The 16,025-nt window shown below is 60.8% G+C and carries 15 protein-coding genes; 7 read left to right on the forward strand and 8 right to left on the reverse strand.

Features of this window, described 5'->3' with window-relative positions; genetic code table 11:
• Nucleotides 1-12 precede the first annotated feature (12 nt).
• The 3 genes from ACOYXJ_RS20090 (at nucleotide 13) to ACOYXJ_RS20100 (ending at nucleotide 4,207) form a co-directional block, all read left to right on the forward strand.
• Nucleotides 13-801 carry a fimbrial biogenesis chaperone gene (locus ACOYXJ_RS20090; RefSeq protein WP_460371171.1) on the forward strand — a complete coding sequence of 263 codons (789 nt, stop codon included), beginning with the start codon at nucleotides 13-15 and terminating at the stop codon, nucleotides 799-801.
• A gap of 80 nt (nucleotides 802-881) precedes the next feature.
• Nucleotides 882-3,239 (forward strand): fimbria/pilus outer membrane usher protein, encoded by a 2,358-nt coding sequence (locus ACOYXJ_RS20095; protein WP_460371172.1) that lies wholly within the window; start codon nucleotides 882-884, stop codon nucleotides 3,237-3,239.
• The gene (locus tag ACOYXJ_RS20100) at nucleotides 3,236-4,207 is read left to right on the forward strand and encodes a Csu type fimbrial protein (RefSeq protein ID WP_460371173.1); all 972 of its coding nucleotides are present in this window, start codon (nucleotides 3,236-3,238) and stop codon (nucleotides 4,205-4,207) included. The genes ACOYXJ_RS20095 and ACOYXJ_RS20100 overlap by 4 nt, the downstream gene beginning before the upstream one ends.
• A gap of 123 nt (nucleotides 4,208-4,330) precedes the next feature.
• Here the strand turns inward: ACOYXJ_RS20100 and ACOYXJ_RS20105 are convergent, their stop codons facing one another.
• Entirely contained in the window at nucleotides 4,331-5,086 is a 756-nt protein-coding gene (locus tag ACOYXJ_RS20105; protein WP_460371174.1) for an anti-sigma factor family protein, read from the reverse strand.
• Complete coding sequence (locus tag ACOYXJ_RS20110; protein ID WP_038362727.1) at nucleotides 5,083-5,589, reverse strand: sigma-70 family RNA polymerase sigma factor; 507 nt, start codon at nucleotides 5,587-5,589, stop codon at nucleotides 5,083-5,085. Before ACOYXJ_RS20110 ends, ACOYXJ_RS20105 begins: the two co-directional genes overlap by 4 nt.
• A 157-nt stretch (nucleotides 5,590-5,746) precedes the next feature.
• Here ACOYXJ_RS20110 and ACOYXJ_RS20115 point away from each other — a divergent pair, with 157 nt between their 5' ends.
• Nucleotides 5,747-6,853: a catalase family peroxidase gene (locus ACOYXJ_RS20115; protein ID WP_460371175.1), complete on the forward strand. Its 1,107-nt coding sequence runs from the start codon at nucleotides 5,747-5,749 to the stop codon at nucleotides 6,851-6,853.
• Complete coding sequence (locus ACOYXJ_RS20120; protein WP_460371176.1) at nucleotides 6,850-7,395, forward strand: cytochrome b; 546 nt, start codon at nucleotides 6,850-6,852, stop codon at nucleotides 7,393-7,395. The genes ACOYXJ_RS20115 and ACOYXJ_RS20120 overlap by 4 nt, the downstream gene beginning before the upstream one ends.
• Here the strand turns inward: ACOYXJ_RS20120 and ACOYXJ_RS20125 are convergent.
• Both ACOYXJ_RS20125 and ACOYXJ_RS20130 read right to left on the reverse strand, forming a co-directional pair.
• Complete coding sequence (locus ACOYXJ_RS20125; RefSeq protein ID WP_460371177.1) at nucleotides 7,392-8,585, reverse strand: MFS transporter; 1,194 nt, start codon at nucleotides 8,583-8,585, stop codon at nucleotides 7,392-7,394. The two genes, ACOYXJ_RS20120 and ACOYXJ_RS20125, sit on opposite strands and share 4 nt — an antisense overlap.
• Nucleotides 8,586-8,732: 147 nt before the next feature.
• Nucleotides 8,733-9,884: a M14 family metallopeptidase gene (locus tag ACOYXJ_RS20130; protein ID WP_460371178.1), complete on the reverse strand. Its 1,152-nt coding sequence runs from the start codon at nucleotides 9,882-9,884 to the stop codon at nucleotides 8,733-8,735.
• Between the two features lie 96 nt (nucleotides 9,885-9,980).
• On the opposite strand from ACOYXJ_RS20130, the gene ACOYXJ_RS20135 reads away from it, so the two are divergent.
• Complete coding sequence (locus ACOYXJ_RS20135) at nucleotides 9,981-10,199, forward strand: hypothetical protein (RefSeq protein ID WP_460371179.1); 219 nt, start codon at nucleotides 9,981-9,983, stop codon at nucleotides 10,197-10,199.
• A 164-nt stretch (nucleotides 10,200-10,363) separates the two neighbouring features.
• On the opposite strand, the gene ACOYXJ_RS20140 is transcribed toward ACOYXJ_RS20135, so the two are convergent.
• A complete protein-coding gene (locus ACOYXJ_RS20140; RefSeq protein WP_016983927.1) occupies nucleotides 10,364-10,702 on the reverse strand; it encodes a DUF6124 family protein in 339 nt (112 codons plus the stop codon).
• A 129-nt stretch (nucleotides 10,703-10,831) separates the two neighbouring features.
• On the opposite strand from ACOYXJ_RS20140, the gene ACOYXJ_RS20145 reads away from it, so the two are divergent.
• Nucleotides 10,832-11,491 carry a LexA family protein gene (locus ACOYXJ_RS20145; RefSeq protein WP_102901258.1) on the forward strand — a complete coding sequence of 220 codons (660 nt, stop codon included), beginning with the start codon at nucleotides 10,832-10,834 and terminating at the stop codon, nucleotides 11,489-11,491.
• 40 nt (nucleotides 11,492-11,531) lie between these two features.
• On the opposite strand, the gene ACOYXJ_RS20150 is transcribed toward ACOYXJ_RS20145, so the two are convergent.
• The 3 genes from ACOYXJ_RS20150 to ACOYXJ_RS20160 form a co-directional block, all read right to left on the reverse strand.
• On the reverse strand, nucleotides 11,532-13,481 hold the full coding sequence (locus ACOYXJ_RS20150) for an acetyl/propionyl/methylcrotonyl-CoA carboxylase subunit alpha (protein WP_460371180.1): 1,950 nt from the start codon (nucleotides 13,479-13,481) through the stop codon (nucleotides 11,532-11,534).
• The gene (locus ACOYXJ_RS20155) at nucleotides 13,481-14,296 is read right to left on the reverse strand and encodes a gamma-carboxygeranoyl-CoA hydratase (protein ID WP_150793586.1); all 816 of its coding nucleotides are present in this window, start codon (nucleotides 14,294-14,296) and stop codon (nucleotides 13,481-13,483) included. Before ACOYXJ_RS20155 ends, ACOYXJ_RS20150 begins: the two co-directional genes overlap by 1 nt.
• A 117-nt stretch (nucleotides 14,297-14,413) precedes the next feature.
• The gene (locus ACOYXJ_RS20160) at nucleotides 14,414-16,021 is read right to left on the reverse strand and encodes a carboxyl transferase domain-containing protein (protein WP_460371181.1); all 1,608 of its coding nucleotides are present in this window, start codon (nucleotides 16,019-16,021) and stop codon (nucleotides 14,414-14,416) included.
• Nucleotides 16,022-16,025 lie beyond the last annotated feature (4 nt).

A 16,025-nucleotide genomic window follows, 5' to 3' on the forward strand; every position in this document is an offset into this window, starting at 1 on the left:
AGGAGCAGGTTTATGGGGTCAGTGACGTCACGGCATTCTTTCGTGCGCTGTGTGATGTGGACGATGGTCATGCTTGGGGCAAGCCAGGCACAAGCGGCGAGTTCGGTACTGATCTGGCCGATCGATCCGGTGCTGGAGGCTGATCAACAGGCCAGTGCGCTGTGGCTGGAAAACCGTGGCAGCGAAACGGCCAATCTGCAGATCCGCGTATTCGGCTGGAGCCAGAGTGGTTTCGCCGAGCAATACCAGAACCAGCGCGACGTGATCGGCAGCCCGCCGGTGGCGAAAATCGAGCCGGGGCAGAAACAACTGGTGCGCCTGACCCGAACCAAGGACGTACCGCCGGGGCAGGAACTGGCCTACCGGATCATCATCGACGAAATTCCCTCCGCGCAACCAGCCGCCGCTGACGGCGGAAAAACCGCGGCGGCGATTCGCTTCCAGATGCGTTACTCGTTACCGCTGTTTGCCTATGGCGCCGGGCTGTGGAGCAAAGAAGACAGCACCCGCGCGCGCGATCCCAAAGGTGTCGGCCTGCCGCAGTTGAGCTGGCGCACGGTGGCGGTGGACGGCAAGCCTTATGTCGAAGTGCGCAATCAGGGCGCGGTGCATGCGCGACTGACTGACGTGGCCATCAAACAGGCCGGGCAGAGCAAACCGTTGGCCGAAGGGCTGCTGGGTTACGTACTGCCCGGCGCGGTGATGCGCTGGCCGGCACCGACGCCGCTGACCAATGATTCGGCATTGCAGGTACGAGTAAATGGCGCGGCACAGGTGCAGAGCATCACGCCCGCCAAGTGAGTGAGTCGTAGCGCAGGCATCTGGCGTCGGCTAAAGCGGTATCAGGGAGGATTCAGTCCATTGACGGACGTAAAGCGCGTATGAACCCAGGACGGGTTCGCCGTATTCAGCGTCCGTTGTGGCTCATCACCGGCGCGTGTTGCCTGATGTTCGTTCAACCATCCGGGGCCGGCGATCTGCCGCCGCCACCTAGCGGCATGGAGGCCGTGAGTGATGCGCAGTTGTTTCTGGAATTGGTGGTCAATCAGATGAATACCGGGCGCGTAGTGGCGGTGCAGCAGCGCGACGGGCGCTTGTTTGTCCCGGCGACGGCATTGCGCGAAACCGGCATGAAACTGCCCGACAGCCTCGGCGCCGAGGTCGATCTCGACAGCCTGGCGGGGCTGCACAGTGATTACGACAGTGTTGGTCAACGCTTGCTGCTGGACGTGCCGCCGGACTGGCTACCGGAACAGTTCATCGGTAATCGCCAGAGCTATCCGCGAACGCCGGCGCTGAGCAGTTTCGGCACGTTGTTCAACTATGACCTGTACCTCAATGACACCGACGATGCTGGCACTTACCTGGCAGCGTGGAACGAAGTGCGGCTGTTCGACAGCTGGGGCACGCTGTCCAACACCGGGCAGTATCGGCAAACCTTGTCCGGTGATTCGCTCAACACGCTGGACAACGGCTACTTGCGCTACGACACCACCTGGCGTTACTCCGACGATGAGCGAATGCTCACCTACGAGGCCGGTGACGTCATCAGCGGTGCGTTGCCGTGGAGCAATTCGGTACGTCTGGGCGGCGTGCAGTTCTCGCGGGACTTTGCCGTACGCCCGGATCTGGTGACCTATCCGTTGCCGCAATTTGCCGGTGAAGCGGCGGTGCCGTCCTCGGTGGATCTGTTCATCAATGGCTACAAGTCCAGCAGCGCAGATTTGCAGCCCGGGCCGTACACGCTGACCAATATTCCTTTCATCAACGGTGCGGGCGAAGCCGTCGTAGTGACCACTGATGCGCTCGGTCGGCAAGTTTCGACCACGGTGCCGTTCTATGTCACCAGCACTTTGCTGCAAAAAGGTTTGAGCGATTTTTCTGTGGCCGCCGGTACGTTGCGTCGCGACTACGGTTTGAAGGATTTCAACTACGGGCCGGGTGTCACCTCCGGCAGCCTGCGCTATGGCGTCAGCGATAGCTTCACTCTGGAAAGCCATGCCGAAGCGGCGGACTCGCTGACACTGGGCGGCCTTGGCGGCAATTGGCAGCTCGGTAACTTCGGTGTACTCAACAGCGCTGTGAGTCAGAGCCGTTTTGACGGCGAGGGTGGTCAGCAATTAAGCCTGGGCTATCAGTACAGTAATCAGCGGTTCAGCTTTTCCTACCAACGCCTGCAACGCCACGATCAATATGCCGACCTGACTGTGGTCGACAGCCCCTATATCAGCCTTAGCCGGCGCAGCGAACAGGCGACGCTGAGTCTCAACCTCGACCGCTGGGGCAGTCTCGGCGCGGGTTATTTCGATGTGCGCGCGGCGGACGATTCGCGCACGCGGCTGCTCAACCTCAGTTGGAGCAAACCGCTGTGGCGCAACAGCAGTTTCTACCTGTCGGCCAACCGTGAGATCGGCGACAGCAACTGGGCGGTGCAGGCGCAATTGGTGATTCCGTTCGATCTGCGTGGCAGCCTGGCGATCAGCAGTGATCGCAGTAAAACCGGGCAGAGCCAGCAGCGGGTCAATTACAGTCGCGCGGTGCCGACCGAGGGCGGTGTAGGTTTCAATCTGGGTTACGCCAAGGGGGACGGCGCCGATTATCGTCAGGCCGACGTCACCTGGCGTCTGCAATCGGTGCAGTTGCAGGCCGGCGTCTACGGTACTTCTGACGCCGAAACCCGTTGGGCCGATGCCAGTGGTTCGCTGGTATGGATGGACCGTCAGGTGTTTGCTGCCAACCGCATCGACGACGCGTTTGTGGTGGTCAGCACCGATGGTTTTGCCGACATTCCGGTGCGCTACGAAAACCAGCAGGTCGGTCAGACCGACAAGAATGGTCATCTGCTGGTCCCGTGGAGCAGCGCTTATTACCGCGGCAAGTATGAAATCGACCCCCTGAATCTGCCGGCCAACGTGCGCAGCCCCAACGTCGAACAGCGCATTGCCGTGCGCCGAGGCAGCGGTTATCTGCTGGAGTTTCCGCTGAGCCGGGTGATCGCCGCGAGCATCGTCCTGGTCGACGCGCAGCAGCGAGAACTGCCGCTGGGCGCGGGTGTTTTGCACCAGCAGAGCGGCACGCGGACGGTGGTCGGTTGGGACGGGCTGGTGTATCTGGAAAACCTGCAGGTGCAGAACTCGCTGCAAGTGACGCTGGCCGACGGCAAGACCTGTCAGGCGCAGTTCAGTGTCGATCTGAATCAGGATCAGGTGCCGTTGATTGGCCCGTTGGTGTGTCAATGATCGGCGCACGCTTGCTTCTGTTGCTGGCGCTGATGCTGCCAGCGGCGGTGCAGGCTGCGTGTTCGGTGGTCAGCACCACGCCGGCGGCGTTCGGTACGCTCAGTTCGATTGCCGTGCGCACGACTTCGCAGCCCAGTTCCACATTGAATGCGGGTTTGAGTTGCACCGGTTCGCTGCTGTCCCTGCTGACCAGTAACGACCACTTCTGGGGCACTGTTTCTTCTACTCAAGGTGGTCTGGTCGGGCCGACCGGCGATGTCATCAGCTACACGATCTACGCCAACAACAGCACCAGCTACCCGCTGACGCGCGGCACGGCCTATGACTTTGCGCGTAACGGCATCATCGATGCCTTGGGCCTGCTCAACGGTACGACGCCGAAAACGGTGCCGCTGTATCTCGGTACCACCATTGGCAGCAATGTCGCCGCCGGGGTGTACACCGAGACCCTGAGTATTTTCTGGAACTGGAATTACTGCTCGGGGATCGGCATCGGTGCCATCTGTCTCGGGCGCGATATCGCCAGCGGCACGACGTCGTTGACGGTGAATCTGACGGTGTCCAACGACTGCACGATTACTGCGCCGAACATCGCCTTCGGCAGCGCGCCGGTGGTCAGCGCTTTTACCCCGGTGACCGGTCAGACGATCAATCTGGCCTGCACCAAGGGCAGTGCCTACACCGTGGGGTTGAGCGACGGGCAGAACGCGGTGAGTGTCGGCGGGCGGCGCCGGATGATTTCCGGGAGCAATTATCTGGCTTACGACATTTTCAAAAGCGCCGGCACCACGCGCTGGGGCAGTGTCGGCGCGGCACGGCGGGCGAGTACTGACGCCGAGGTCAATCCGGGGAACGGCTTGGGCACGGGCAGTCAGATCTTCAACTACAACGCGAAGATCTACACCGACCAGACCACGCCGCCGGCCGGTACTTATCTGGACAATGTCGTGCTCGACGTAGGTTTCTGAGCCTGACGCTGATCCCTTGTGGGAGCGAGCCTGCTCGCGAATGCGGTGTGTCATTCAGCAACGATGCGACTGATCTGGCGCCTTCGCGAGCAGGCTCGCTCCCACAGGGGAGAGGTGGAACTCTCAGAATTGCAGCGATTGCTTGAGCTGTTGCGCCGCCGGTGTATCGACCGGGCTGACCATCGCATAGTTGTACCCGCCGCCCGACCAGTACTCGGCCTGCAAGTCGCCATCACTGCGGCTGCCACGCGGCAAAAAGGTGTTTTTCGGCCCCGGCGGGCGCACGTAGAAACTCACCTTGTGCCCACTGCCATCCTCATACATGACCATCGCCGCCGGACCTTCATCAGTGCTGAGCAAGCGCCCGCTGACCGGTTCGAACCCGGCCGCCTTCAGATCCGGTAAACGACTGGCCCGGTTGAAATAACGATCGAGCCAGCGCTGCATGTCACCATCGCTGTCGACTTTGTAATCGGCTGGCAGCATGCCTTGCTGGGCAATCAGCCGATAGGCCTGCAACGCATCGGTCATCGGCAACATGGACGTGCGCACAAGGGTTATTTCCCGCGCCTGCCAGCCACTGAATCCGCCGACGCTGACCGCGATCAGCAATACCGCCGCGCTGACCAGATGACGACGCGACTGGCGCTGACGGCGCTGGCGGATCATCGCTGGATCAAGCGCCGGATTGGCCGGCTGCTGCAATGCGCCGCTGAGTGCCGCGCGCAATTGCTGGGCATCCTGTTGCCAGGCGCGAACCTGCGCCGCTTCATCCGGGTGACTGGCTAGCCAGGTCTCCAGCACACGCCGGTCGGCGTCGCTGAGCTGGTGGTCGACATACGCGTGCAGGTCACGCTCGTTGGGAGGCAGGCTGATCATTTGAGTATCCGCAAAGAAGGGCTGCTGATTTCGCCGTCGCTGAGTTGGCGCAAGGCCTGGCGGGCGCGGGACAGGCGCGACATCACGGTGCCGATCGGGGCGCCGAGGATCTCGGCGACCTCTTTATAGGAAAGGCCTTCCACCGACACCATCAGCAGCAGGGCGCGCTGTTCGCTGGGCAGACGGTCAAACGCTTGCAGGGTCGATTGGGCAATGACGGTGCGCTCCACCGAGGGTTCGGCATCGTCGCGCCCGGTGAAGAATTCGAGCATTCGCGCATAGCGTCGGGAGCGGCGATGGGCGTCGAGAAACTGCCGATACAGGATCGCAAACAGCCAGGCACGCAAATCGCCGTCGGCGCGTTTGTCGCCCCAACTCGACAGCGCCCGCTCAAGGCTGGCTTGCACCAGATCGTCGGCGCTGCTGCTGTTGCGTGTCAGTGACACGGCAAAGCGGCGCAATCTGGGAATGATTTCTCTCAACTGTTCGTCGAATTCGCTCATGAAATTCTGCTAGTCACTACGCTGTGGACTAGGGAGACGCCCGTCGCTGGAGGTTATTCCACGTTCGGAAAAATAAATACCGAGGCGGGGAATAAATCCACACGAGGTGCGTCTTGCTGATTCTTCCTACTTGTGGCCGATGGCCCTGGAGTTTTTCATGGTTGATCGTTCATCACCCGATGCTGCACCGCCCGGCGGGCCGCAGCGCCCGCCACTGAGTGCGGCGAGCCTGATTCTGCGTCTGGGCGGCATTGCTGTGGTTGTCGCCGCGGTGGCCGGGGCGTTTGCCTACGTTCACGGCAACTTTGACCCACAACGCCTGACGCCAAAAGCGTTGGTCGATGTGCTGGAGAAGAATAACGGCGTACACCCCGGGTTTCGCCGTAACCACGCCAAAGGCGTGTGCGTGATCGGCCATTTCGAGAGCAGTGGTGAGGCACGGGTGTTTTCCACTGCGCAGGTGTTCAACGAACCGCAGACGCCGGTGGTCGGGCGTTTCGCGCTGCCAGCGGGCAATCCGTACGCACCGGACAGCAGCGTGCCGATTCGCAGTCTGGCGTTGCGGTTCACCCAGGCCAATGGGCAGCAGTGGCGCACCGGGATGAACAGCATGCCGGTGTTCCCGGTCGGTACGCCTGAGGCGTTTTATCAATTGCAGCAGGCGCAGTCGCCGGATCCGGCTACTGGTAAACCGGATCCGAGCAAGGTGCCGGCGTTCTTTGCCTCGCACCCGGAAACCGTGCCGTTTCTGACCTGGGTGAAGACCGCCAAACCTTCGGCCAGTTACGCCACCGAAACCTATAACAGCGTCAACGCGTTCTATCTGGTCGACGCCAGCGGTAAAAAGCAGGCCGTACGCTGGAGCATGACGCCGTTGGCGCGGGATGCGGCGGGCGCCACTGCGCCTGAGGGCGGCGACTTTCTTGAGAAGGATCTGGTGCAACGTTTGGCCGCAGGATCGCTGCGCTTTCAGTTGAACATCACCCTGGCCAATCCTGAGGATCCGGTGAACGACGCCAGCAAGACCTGGCCCCAAGGGCGCAAGGTGTTGAATGCGGGCACGTTGGTGCTGGAAAAGACCCAGCCGCAACTGAGCGGCGAATGCCGTGACATCAACTATGACCCGCTGGTACTGCCAGCCGGCATTCAGGGTTCCGACGACCCATTGCTCGCGGCCCGTTCCGCCGGTTACGCCAATTCCTATCTGCGTCGCACCAGCGAAGTCAGCCAGTTGCCCGCTGCCAAGCAGGAGGCTCGTCCATGAGAACCCAACCGACGCATTTCGCCCTGTTGGCGCGCCTGCTGCACTGGCTGATGGCGCTGATGATCATCGCCATGCTGTTTATCGGTGCCGGCATGGTCACCTCGGTTTCCGAGCGGCATGAATGGCTGATCCATCTGCACAAACCGCTGGGCATCGCGATTCTGGCGCTGGTGATTGTGCGTTTGCTGGTGCGACTGACTACGCGCCAGCCACCGCTGCCGGCGGATCTGCCGGGTTGGCAAGTGCTGGCGGCCAAGGCTTCACATCTGTTGTTGTACGCGTTGATGCTGGTGTTGCCGTTGCTCGGTTGGGCGATGATCAGCGCTTCGGGTGAGCCGGTGATGCTCAGCACAGCGTTGCAGTTGCCAGCGATCGTTCCGGCGGACGCGCAGCTGTTTGCGCTGCTGCGCAAGGCGCATGGCTATCTGGCCTATCTGCTATTCCTGACGGTGCTGCTGCACCTGGCGGCGGCGCTGTTTCATGGCTGGATCCGCCGCGACGAGGTGCTCGACAGTATGTTGCGCGGTCGCGATCGCAGTTAACCCGCTTGAGTGGCGCATCGTGCCGGTGCGCCGCTTTTCAGGGTCAGCCACCAGTACGCCAGCGCCACGGCGTTGATGCCCGCGCCGAGCAGGCACACGCCGGTCCAGCCGGCCCACACGTACATCGCGGTCGAGCCGATGGAGCCGAGCGCGCTGCCGATCGAGTAAAACAACATGTAACCGGCGGTGAGACGGCTTTGCGCTTCGGGGCGCACAGCGTAAATCATGCTTTGGCTGGTGACATGCACGGCTTGCAGACCCAAATCGAGGGTGATCACACCAAGCAGTAATGCCCACAATGAGGATTGGGTGAGGGCGATTGGCAGCCAGGAGGCAAGCATCAGCAACAGCGAAAGTCCGCTGACCCATTGGCCGAGGCCGCGATCAGCCAGATGCCCGGCCCGTGCGGCGGCCAGCGCACCCGCTGCGCCGGCCAGTCCGAACAGACCGATTTCACTGTGCGACAACGACAGTGGCGGCGCGGCCAGTGGCAACACCATCGGCGTCCACAGCACCATCGCGCTGGCGAAGGTCAGCAGGGCGAGCATCGCGCGTTGGCGCAGCACCGGTTCTTCTTTGAACAGGCTGAACACCGAGGCGATCAGTGCGATGTAGCCAGTCGTCGGCTGCGGGGGTTCATGCTTGGGCAGCACGCGAAACAGCAGCAATGCCATCACCAGGGTCAGCCCGGCTGACAGAAAGTAGATTGCACGCCACCCAGCCAGATCGGCCATACCGCCAGCAACCGTGCGAGCCAGCAAGATGCCGACGACGATGCCGCTGGTGACCACTCCGACCACGCGACCGCGTTGTGCCGGGACAGCAAGTGTGGCGGCGTAAGCCACCAGCACCTGCGTGACCACGGCGAGCAGCCCCGTCAACGTCATGCCGAGCAGCAGCCAGACACTGCTGGGCGCCAGCGCGATCATCAACAACGCCACTGCCGACAGCAGTGTTTGAGTGACGATCAATCGGCGTCGATTGAGCAGATCGCCGAGGGGCACCAGTAACACCAGACCGATGCCGTAACCGATTTGCGTCAGGGTGATGACGATGCCGATAGTCGCCGGCGACATCGCAAACGCTTCAGCCATCGCGTCCAGCAAAGGCTGGGCGTAATACACGTTGCCCACGGCCAGCCCACAGGCCACAGAGAAAAGCAAAACGACACTGCTTTTGAGAGGTTTCATATCCCGCATCCTTTTAGGTTTCAAAATAAAACCTTGATTACGGTATTGATTCGGGTTTTATTTTGCAACCTGTTTGCGCGAAAGTACGAATGGCAGAAAGCAAAAGATCGCAGACAAGCTGCGATCTCTTGAGGGACGGAGGGGGGATCAGCGCAGGGTATCAACCATGTCGGCGATGGTCGTCAGCACGTCTTTACCCAACTGTTTTGAGCGCTTGCCCGACCAGCCGGTTTCCTTGTCGGGATGGTCGTCATGATCCTTGAACGGCATTTCCAGGGTCAGCGACAGGCAGTCGTATTTCTGCCCGACGCTGTTGCAGGCCAGGGTCATGTTGGCCTGGCCCGGTTCGTCGCGGGTGTAGCCGTACTTGGTCTGGAAGTCTTTGGTGGTGTGTTTCAGGTGATTGCGGAAGTGCTCTTCGAGCTTCTCGATGCGCGGCGTGTAGCCCGGATTGCCTTCGCAGCCGGCGGTGAATACGTGGGGGATTGTTTCATCGCCATGGGCGTCCAGGAACAGATCGACGCCGTACTTTTCCATTTGCTGCTGGACGAAGAGCACCTCGGGACTGATCTCCTGGCTGGCGTTCTGCCAGGCCCGGTTCAAATCCTGGCCCATGGCGTTGGTGCGCAAATGGCCATGGAACGCACCGTCCGGATTCATGTTCGGCACCAGGTACAGATCGGCACTGGTGAGCAACTTGTTCAGCACCGGATCATCGTGCCTTTCCAGGCGCTCGATCACGCCTTCCATGAACCATTCGGCCATGTGCTCACCGGGATGTTGCTGAGCGATGATCCAGATTTTGCGTTGGCCTTCGGCTCCCGAACCTTTGCGCAGCAACTGAATGTCACGACCTTCGATGCTTTTACCGGTCGCCAGTAATTCGGTGCCGGCCTTGCTCAGTGCCTGCTCGATCAGCCAGTCGTGACGGCCACGGCTGTAGGGTTCGAAATAGGCAAACCAGGCGTGGGTCTGGGTGGCTTCGAGGCAGAAACGCAGACAGTCGCCTTCGAAAATGGTCGGCACGCGGAACCAGTTGACGTGATCATAAGACGCTACGGCCTGATAACCCGGCCAGCCCTTGCTGTACGTGGATTGGCTGGCGTTGTTCAGGCGAAACCAGTGTTCCTGGCCGACGTGCAAGCCGCTGGCCTTGAAGTGAAACCATTGAAAGTGGGCGCTGCGCGTATCCGGACGAATGGCCAGAACCGGATTGAGCGGATTGCTGATGTCGATGACTTGGATGTTGCCGCTGTCGAAGTTGGCGCTGATGTCGAACGAAGATTTGGCCACGGTCATAATCGATTCCTGAATATGATTTTTATGGCCGTTACTGTACACGCAGGCAGGGCTGAAACCGAGGGGAATTGCGGGGTGTGGCGGGGGGCGTCCTCCATGACGCGGATGCAGCTTAGAGAGTGTGCGATTGATTCTCAAGTGCTAATTGTCATTAGTTTGCCCCAATGTGGCCGGGGTTGGCTTGTCATTCGATATTCTTTTGATATTGTCCGCGCCATAGAATTTGCAACACCTGAAGACTTCATTAGCCTGAAGCCACAAGCCCGAAAAACGGGCAAAAAAAGACCCGGCAAAAAGCCGGGTCAAAAACCGTGATTAGCCTGATGAGGAGATAGTCCAGAAGACCGACCTAAGGTCTCTGGTCCATCGACTGATCTCGCGACCAGCTGCATGCAATAATAATCATTATCATTTGCAAGTCAAATGTTTTTATCTGCGCGATTGGAAAATTCTTTCCTGTCCGTCTGCATTTCCGTTCCTCACGCTTCATCGCCATCAAGCGAATGGTCGACCATCGCCCGCGCCATATCCACCATGTGCACCACTGAAAAAGCCAGGTCGCGACTCGCGCCTTGCAGGTTTTCCGCTGCCTTGAACGCCGTGGCTGCGGCACAGCGCAACAGATCCGAGGCGTGCACCAAGGCTTCTTCGCCGCTCAGATGGCGCCTGACATCGAAAAAACGTTCGTCGACCTCGGGTTCTGACACAGCTGGTTTCAAGTAATAGTCCAGCGCTCGCTGGGCTGCCGCATTGCCCTGAGGCGAGCTGAAAGTGGTGTCCATTTGCAGATCGGGCAAGTCTTTGCTGCTGATATTCATGATGAAGGGCACTCCTTGTTGAGGGGAAATCCGTGAACCTCAGAATAGTACGTGTTGTAGTCATTACTAAAATTTAAATACTACAATTTGTGTTTTGTAGCCCGCAGGGCGTCCGCTAAGGTGCCGCACATGGATAAATGGATTGAGTTGGTCAAGGCCAAGATGAGTGAACTCAAAATCACTCAAACAGAGCTCGGAGAGCGCGTCGGCATGTCCCAGGGCGGGATCGGCCATTGGCTGAACAAGCGTCGCGAACCCGGCATCACGGAAATGAATCGCGTGCTGCAAGCGCTGGGCATGGATTTTCTGGAAGTGGTGCTGGTGATCCGGGAACCGCAAATAACATCTGACGACGACATGCCGCTGGCGCAGAAGTACAACCCTTACTTCCGTTACCCGGTCAGCGATTGGCAGACGACCTGCGAGGTGCGCGAGAGCGATGCGGCATCCTACGCCAAGGCATCAGGCAAACAGCGTTTCGAACTGACGGATTACCACGCGCGTGGCCCGGCGTTCTGGCTGACGGTGACGGGGGATTCGATGACCGCTCCCAGTGGCCAGAGCATCGCCGAAGGCATGCTGATTCTGGTTGATCCGGCGGCCGAGGCGGTGCCCGGCAAACTGGTGATCGCTCAGTGGCCCGACAGCCCTGAAGCGATTTTTCGCAAACTCGACGAAGAGGGCGGCCAGCGTTACCTGGTGCCGCTCAATCCGACGTGGCCAAAGGCGCTGCTGACCGATGAGTGTCGAATCATCGGTGTTGTGGTTCAGGCAACGGCGCGTTACTAGTCAGATCGATCCTCGCCAGGCGTAGGATCGATCCTCACATTCACACTTCTTCAAGTTCAACCAAAGCGCTGCCTTCGCCGACCATTTCACCTTCCTGGCAATACAGAGCTTTGATCACCCCGGCGTGCGGCGCGCGAATACTGTGCTCCATCTTCATCGCTTCCAGCACCACCAATTGCGCGCCGGCTTCGACCGATTGCCCGGCCTCGACCAGCACACGGACAATGCTGCCGTTCATGGGCGCCGTCAGGCCGCCCTGATGGCTGTGGCTGGCTTCGACAGCGCTGATCGGGTCGTACGCTTCGATGCGCCGCAACTCACCTTCCCATTGCAGGTACAGCGCATCGCCTTGGCGAATCGCACGCAACGTACGACGGACGCCTTCGTGCTCGACGATAAGCACCTCGCCGGACAGTCTGGCGTGGTCAGCGGCGCTCAGCGTCAAGGCTCTGTCCTGCCCCTCGCAAGTCAAATGCAGAGTGATTTCCCGTGGCAGACCCGCACGCAAACCGCTGTTGAGCGACCAGGGCGAAGCAGGGTCATCCTGGCGCGCCAACTGCGGCAGACTCTGCGCAACCGCCTGAGCCGCTGCGTTCCAGAAGGCATCGCTCAACGTACCCGTGGCGGGCAGCAATTGCTCCTGATAGCGCGGAATAAATCCGGTATCCAGTTCCGCCGCCGCGAACGCAGGGTGCGCAATGATCCGCCGCAAGAAGTTGATGTTGGTTTTCAAACCGCCAATCGCGAACTCATCAAGCATGCTCAGCAAACGCAGTCGCGCCTGTTCACGATCCTCACCCCAGGCAATCAGCTTGCCGAGCATCGGGTCGTAGAACGGCGAAATTTCATCGCCTTCCTCAACCCCGCTATCGATCCTGCGCCCAGGCCCCTCAGCCGATTCGCGATACAACGCCAGACGCCCGGTTGCCGGCAGGAAGTCATTCGCAGGATCCTCGGCGTACAAGCGCACTTCAATCGCATGGCCGTTCAACGGCACCTGCTCCTGAGTGATCGGCAGCGCCTCACCACGGGCAACGCGGATCTGCCACGCCACCAGATCGAGACCGGTGATAGCCTCGGTCACCGGGTGCTCCACTTGTAACCGCGTGTTCATCTCCATAAAGAAGAATTCACCGCGCGCATCCAGTAGAAACTCCACCGTACCGGCACCGACATAACCAATCGCCTGCGCCGAACGCACGGCTGCTTCGCCCATCGCCCGACGCAGCTCCGGGGACAATCCTGGTGCCGGCGCTTCTTCAACGACTTTCTGATGGCGACGCTGGATCGAGCAATCACGCTCATTGAGGTACAGGCAATTGCCATGCTGATCGGCGAACACCTGGATTTCCACGTGACGCGGCTTGAGCAGATATTTTTCCACCAGCATCCGCGAATCGCCGAACGATGACTGCGCTTCACGCTGTGCCGAGGCCAGAGCTTCGGCCAGCTGGCTGACGTCCTCGACCACTTTCATGCCTTTGCCGCCACCGCCAGCCGTGGCTTTGAGCAGCACCGGATAACCGATGCGTTCGCAGGCATCGCGGAAGGTGTCCAGATCCTGTGCTTCGCCGTGATAACCCGGCACCAGAGGCACACCGGCGGTTTCCATCAACGCTTTGGCAGCGGACTTGCTGCCCATCGCATCGATGGCCGAGGCAGGTGGGCCGAGGAAAATCAGCCCGGCGGCTTCGATGGCGCGAGCGAATCCGGCGTTTTCCGAGAGAAACCCGTAACCCGGATGAATCGCCTGCGCGCCGCTGGCTTTGGCCGCCGCGATCAGTTTGTCGATTTGCAGATAACTCTCGGCCGCTTTGCTGCCGCCGAGGTCAACGCGAATGTCCGCTTCACGGCTGTGCCGCGCCTCGCGATCGATGGCGCTGTGCACGGCGACCGTGGTCAGACCCAAGGCTTTGGCGGTACGCATCACACGGCAAGCAATTTCGCCACGGTTGGCCACCAGCAAGGTGGTGAGAACAGGTGCGCTCATCAACGCGGCTCCTTGGTGGTGGTTGCGGCTTGCCAGCTCGGCGGACGCTTTTGCAGGAAGGCGCGCAAGCCTTCCTGACCTTCAGGGCTGACGCGGATGCGGGCGATGGCATTTTCGGTATAGCGGCGCAGCGCCGGGGTCAGCGAACCGTTGCCGACCTCGCGCAACAAGTCTTTGCTGGCGCGCATCGCGGCGGGGCTGTTGAGTAACAGGGTGTTTATCCACTGTTCAACTTGCTGATCAAGTTCAGCGGCCGGATAGCTTTCGGACAACAAACCGATTTCCCGTGCGCGTTGGCCGCCAAAACGTTCGGCGCTCAGCGCATAACGCCGCGCCGCGCGCTCGCCAATGGCTTGCACCACGAACGGACTGATCACCGCCGGCGCCAGGCCGATGCGCACTTCCGACAGGCAGAATTGCGCATCATCGGCGCCAATCGCCATGTCACAGCAACTGATCAACCCCAGCGCTCCACCAAACGCCGCGCCTTGCACCACGGCCACGGTCGGGATCTTCAGCTTGGCGAGGTTGTACATCAGCTCCGCGAGTTCGCGGGCGTCGTCGAGGTTGGTGTGGTAATCGAGTTCGGCCGATTGCTGCATCCACGCCAGATCGGCGCCGGCGCTGAAGTGCTTGCCACGGCCGCGCACCAGCAGGAAACGCAGGCTGGCGTCGCTGGCGACTTTGTCCAGCGCCAGGATCAGTTCGCGGATCATCTCGGCGTTGAACGCGTTGTTCTTTTCCGCGCGGTTGAGCCACAGCGTGGCGAAACCGCGTGGGTCGCTTTGCAGTTCGAGGGTGTTGAAGTCACTCATATTCATCCGTCTCCACGGTTCCTGTGGGAGCGAGCCTGCTCGCGAAAGCGTTGTATCAGTCGACATTTCCAGTACCTGACAAACCGTATTCGCGAGCAAGCTCGCTCCCACAAAAAATCACATCCGGAACACGCCGAAGCGGCTCGGTTCGATTGGCGCGTTCAGCGACGCGGACAAGGCCAGGGCCAGCACATCGCGGGTCTGCGCCGGATCGATGACGCCGTCGTCCCACAGCCGTGCGCTGGAATAGTAGGGGTGACCCTGCTCTTCGTACTGGTCGAGGATCGGTTGCTTGATCTCGGCCTCCTGCTCGGCACTGAAGTTTTGGCCGCTGCGTTCAGCCTGTTCGCGTTTGACCTGCACCAACACGCCCGCCGCCTGCTCGGCGCCCATCACGCCAATGCGCGCGTTCGGCCACATCCACAGGAAACGTGGATCGTATGCGCGGCCGCACATGCCGTAGTTGCCGGCACCGAAGCTGCCGCCGATGATCACGGTGAATTTCGGCACTTTGGCGCAAGCCACCGCTGTTACCAGTTTCGCGCCGTGCTTGGCGATGCCGCCGGCCTCGTATTTCTGCCCGACCATGAAGCCGGTAATGTTCTGCAGAAACAGCAGGGGAATGCCGCGCTGGCAGGCCAGTTCGATGAAGTGCGCGCCTTTCTGCGCGGCTTCGGCGAAGAGGATGCCGTTGTTCGCCAGAATCGCGATCGGGTAGCCGTGCAGATGCGCAAAGCCACACACCAGCGTGGTGCCGAACAAAGCCTTGAATTCATCGAACACCGAACCGTCGACCAGTCGCGCAATCACTTCGCGCACGTCGAACGGTTGTTTGGCATCGGCCGAGACCACGCCGTACAACTCATCGCTGGCGTACAGCGGCGCAATCGGCGCGCGCTGCTGCACCTCGCCGAGCTTGCGCCAGTTAAGGTTGGCGACGCTGCGGCGGGCGAGGGCGAGGGCATGTTCGTCGCTCTCGGCGTAGTGGTCGGCGACCCCGGAAATCTTGCAGTGCACATCGGCGCCGCCCAGATCCTCGGCACTGACCACTTCACCGGTCGCAGCTTTCACCAATGGCGGGCCGGCGAGGAAAATCGTCGCCTGATTGCGCACCATGATCGCTTCATCCGCCATCGCCGGCACGTAAGCGCCGCCTGCGGTGCAGGAGCCCATGACCACGGCGATCTGCGGAATGCCCATCGCGCTCATATTGGCCTGGTTGAAGAAGATCCGCCCGAAGTGCTCGCGGTCCGGGAACACTTCATCCTGGCGCGGCAGGTTGGCGCCACCGGAGTCCACCAGATAGATGCACGGCAGGCGATTCTGCTGCGCGATGGTCTGCGCGCGCAGGTGTTTTTTCACGGTCAGCGGGTAGTACGAACCGCCCTTAACCGTCGCATCGTTGGCGACGATCATGCACTCGACACCTTCGACCCGGCCGATCCCGGCGATTACGCCAGCGGCAGGAACCTCTTCGCCATACACGGCATGGGCGGCCAATTGGCTGATTTCCAGAAACGGCGAACCCGGATCAAGCAAGCGGTTGATGCGCTCGCGCGGCAGCAATTTGCCCCGTGAAGTGTGGCGTTCCTGAGCTTTCGCGCCACCACCCTGCGCCACTTGGGCGAGCAGGGTGTGCAGCGCGTCGACCTGTTTGAGCATCGCCGCGCTGTTGGCGGCGAACTCCGCTGAACGAGGGTTGAGCTGAGTGTGCAAGGTAGCCATGGTC

It is taken from the genome of Pseudomonas sp. Tul2A7 (assembly GCF_054790505.1).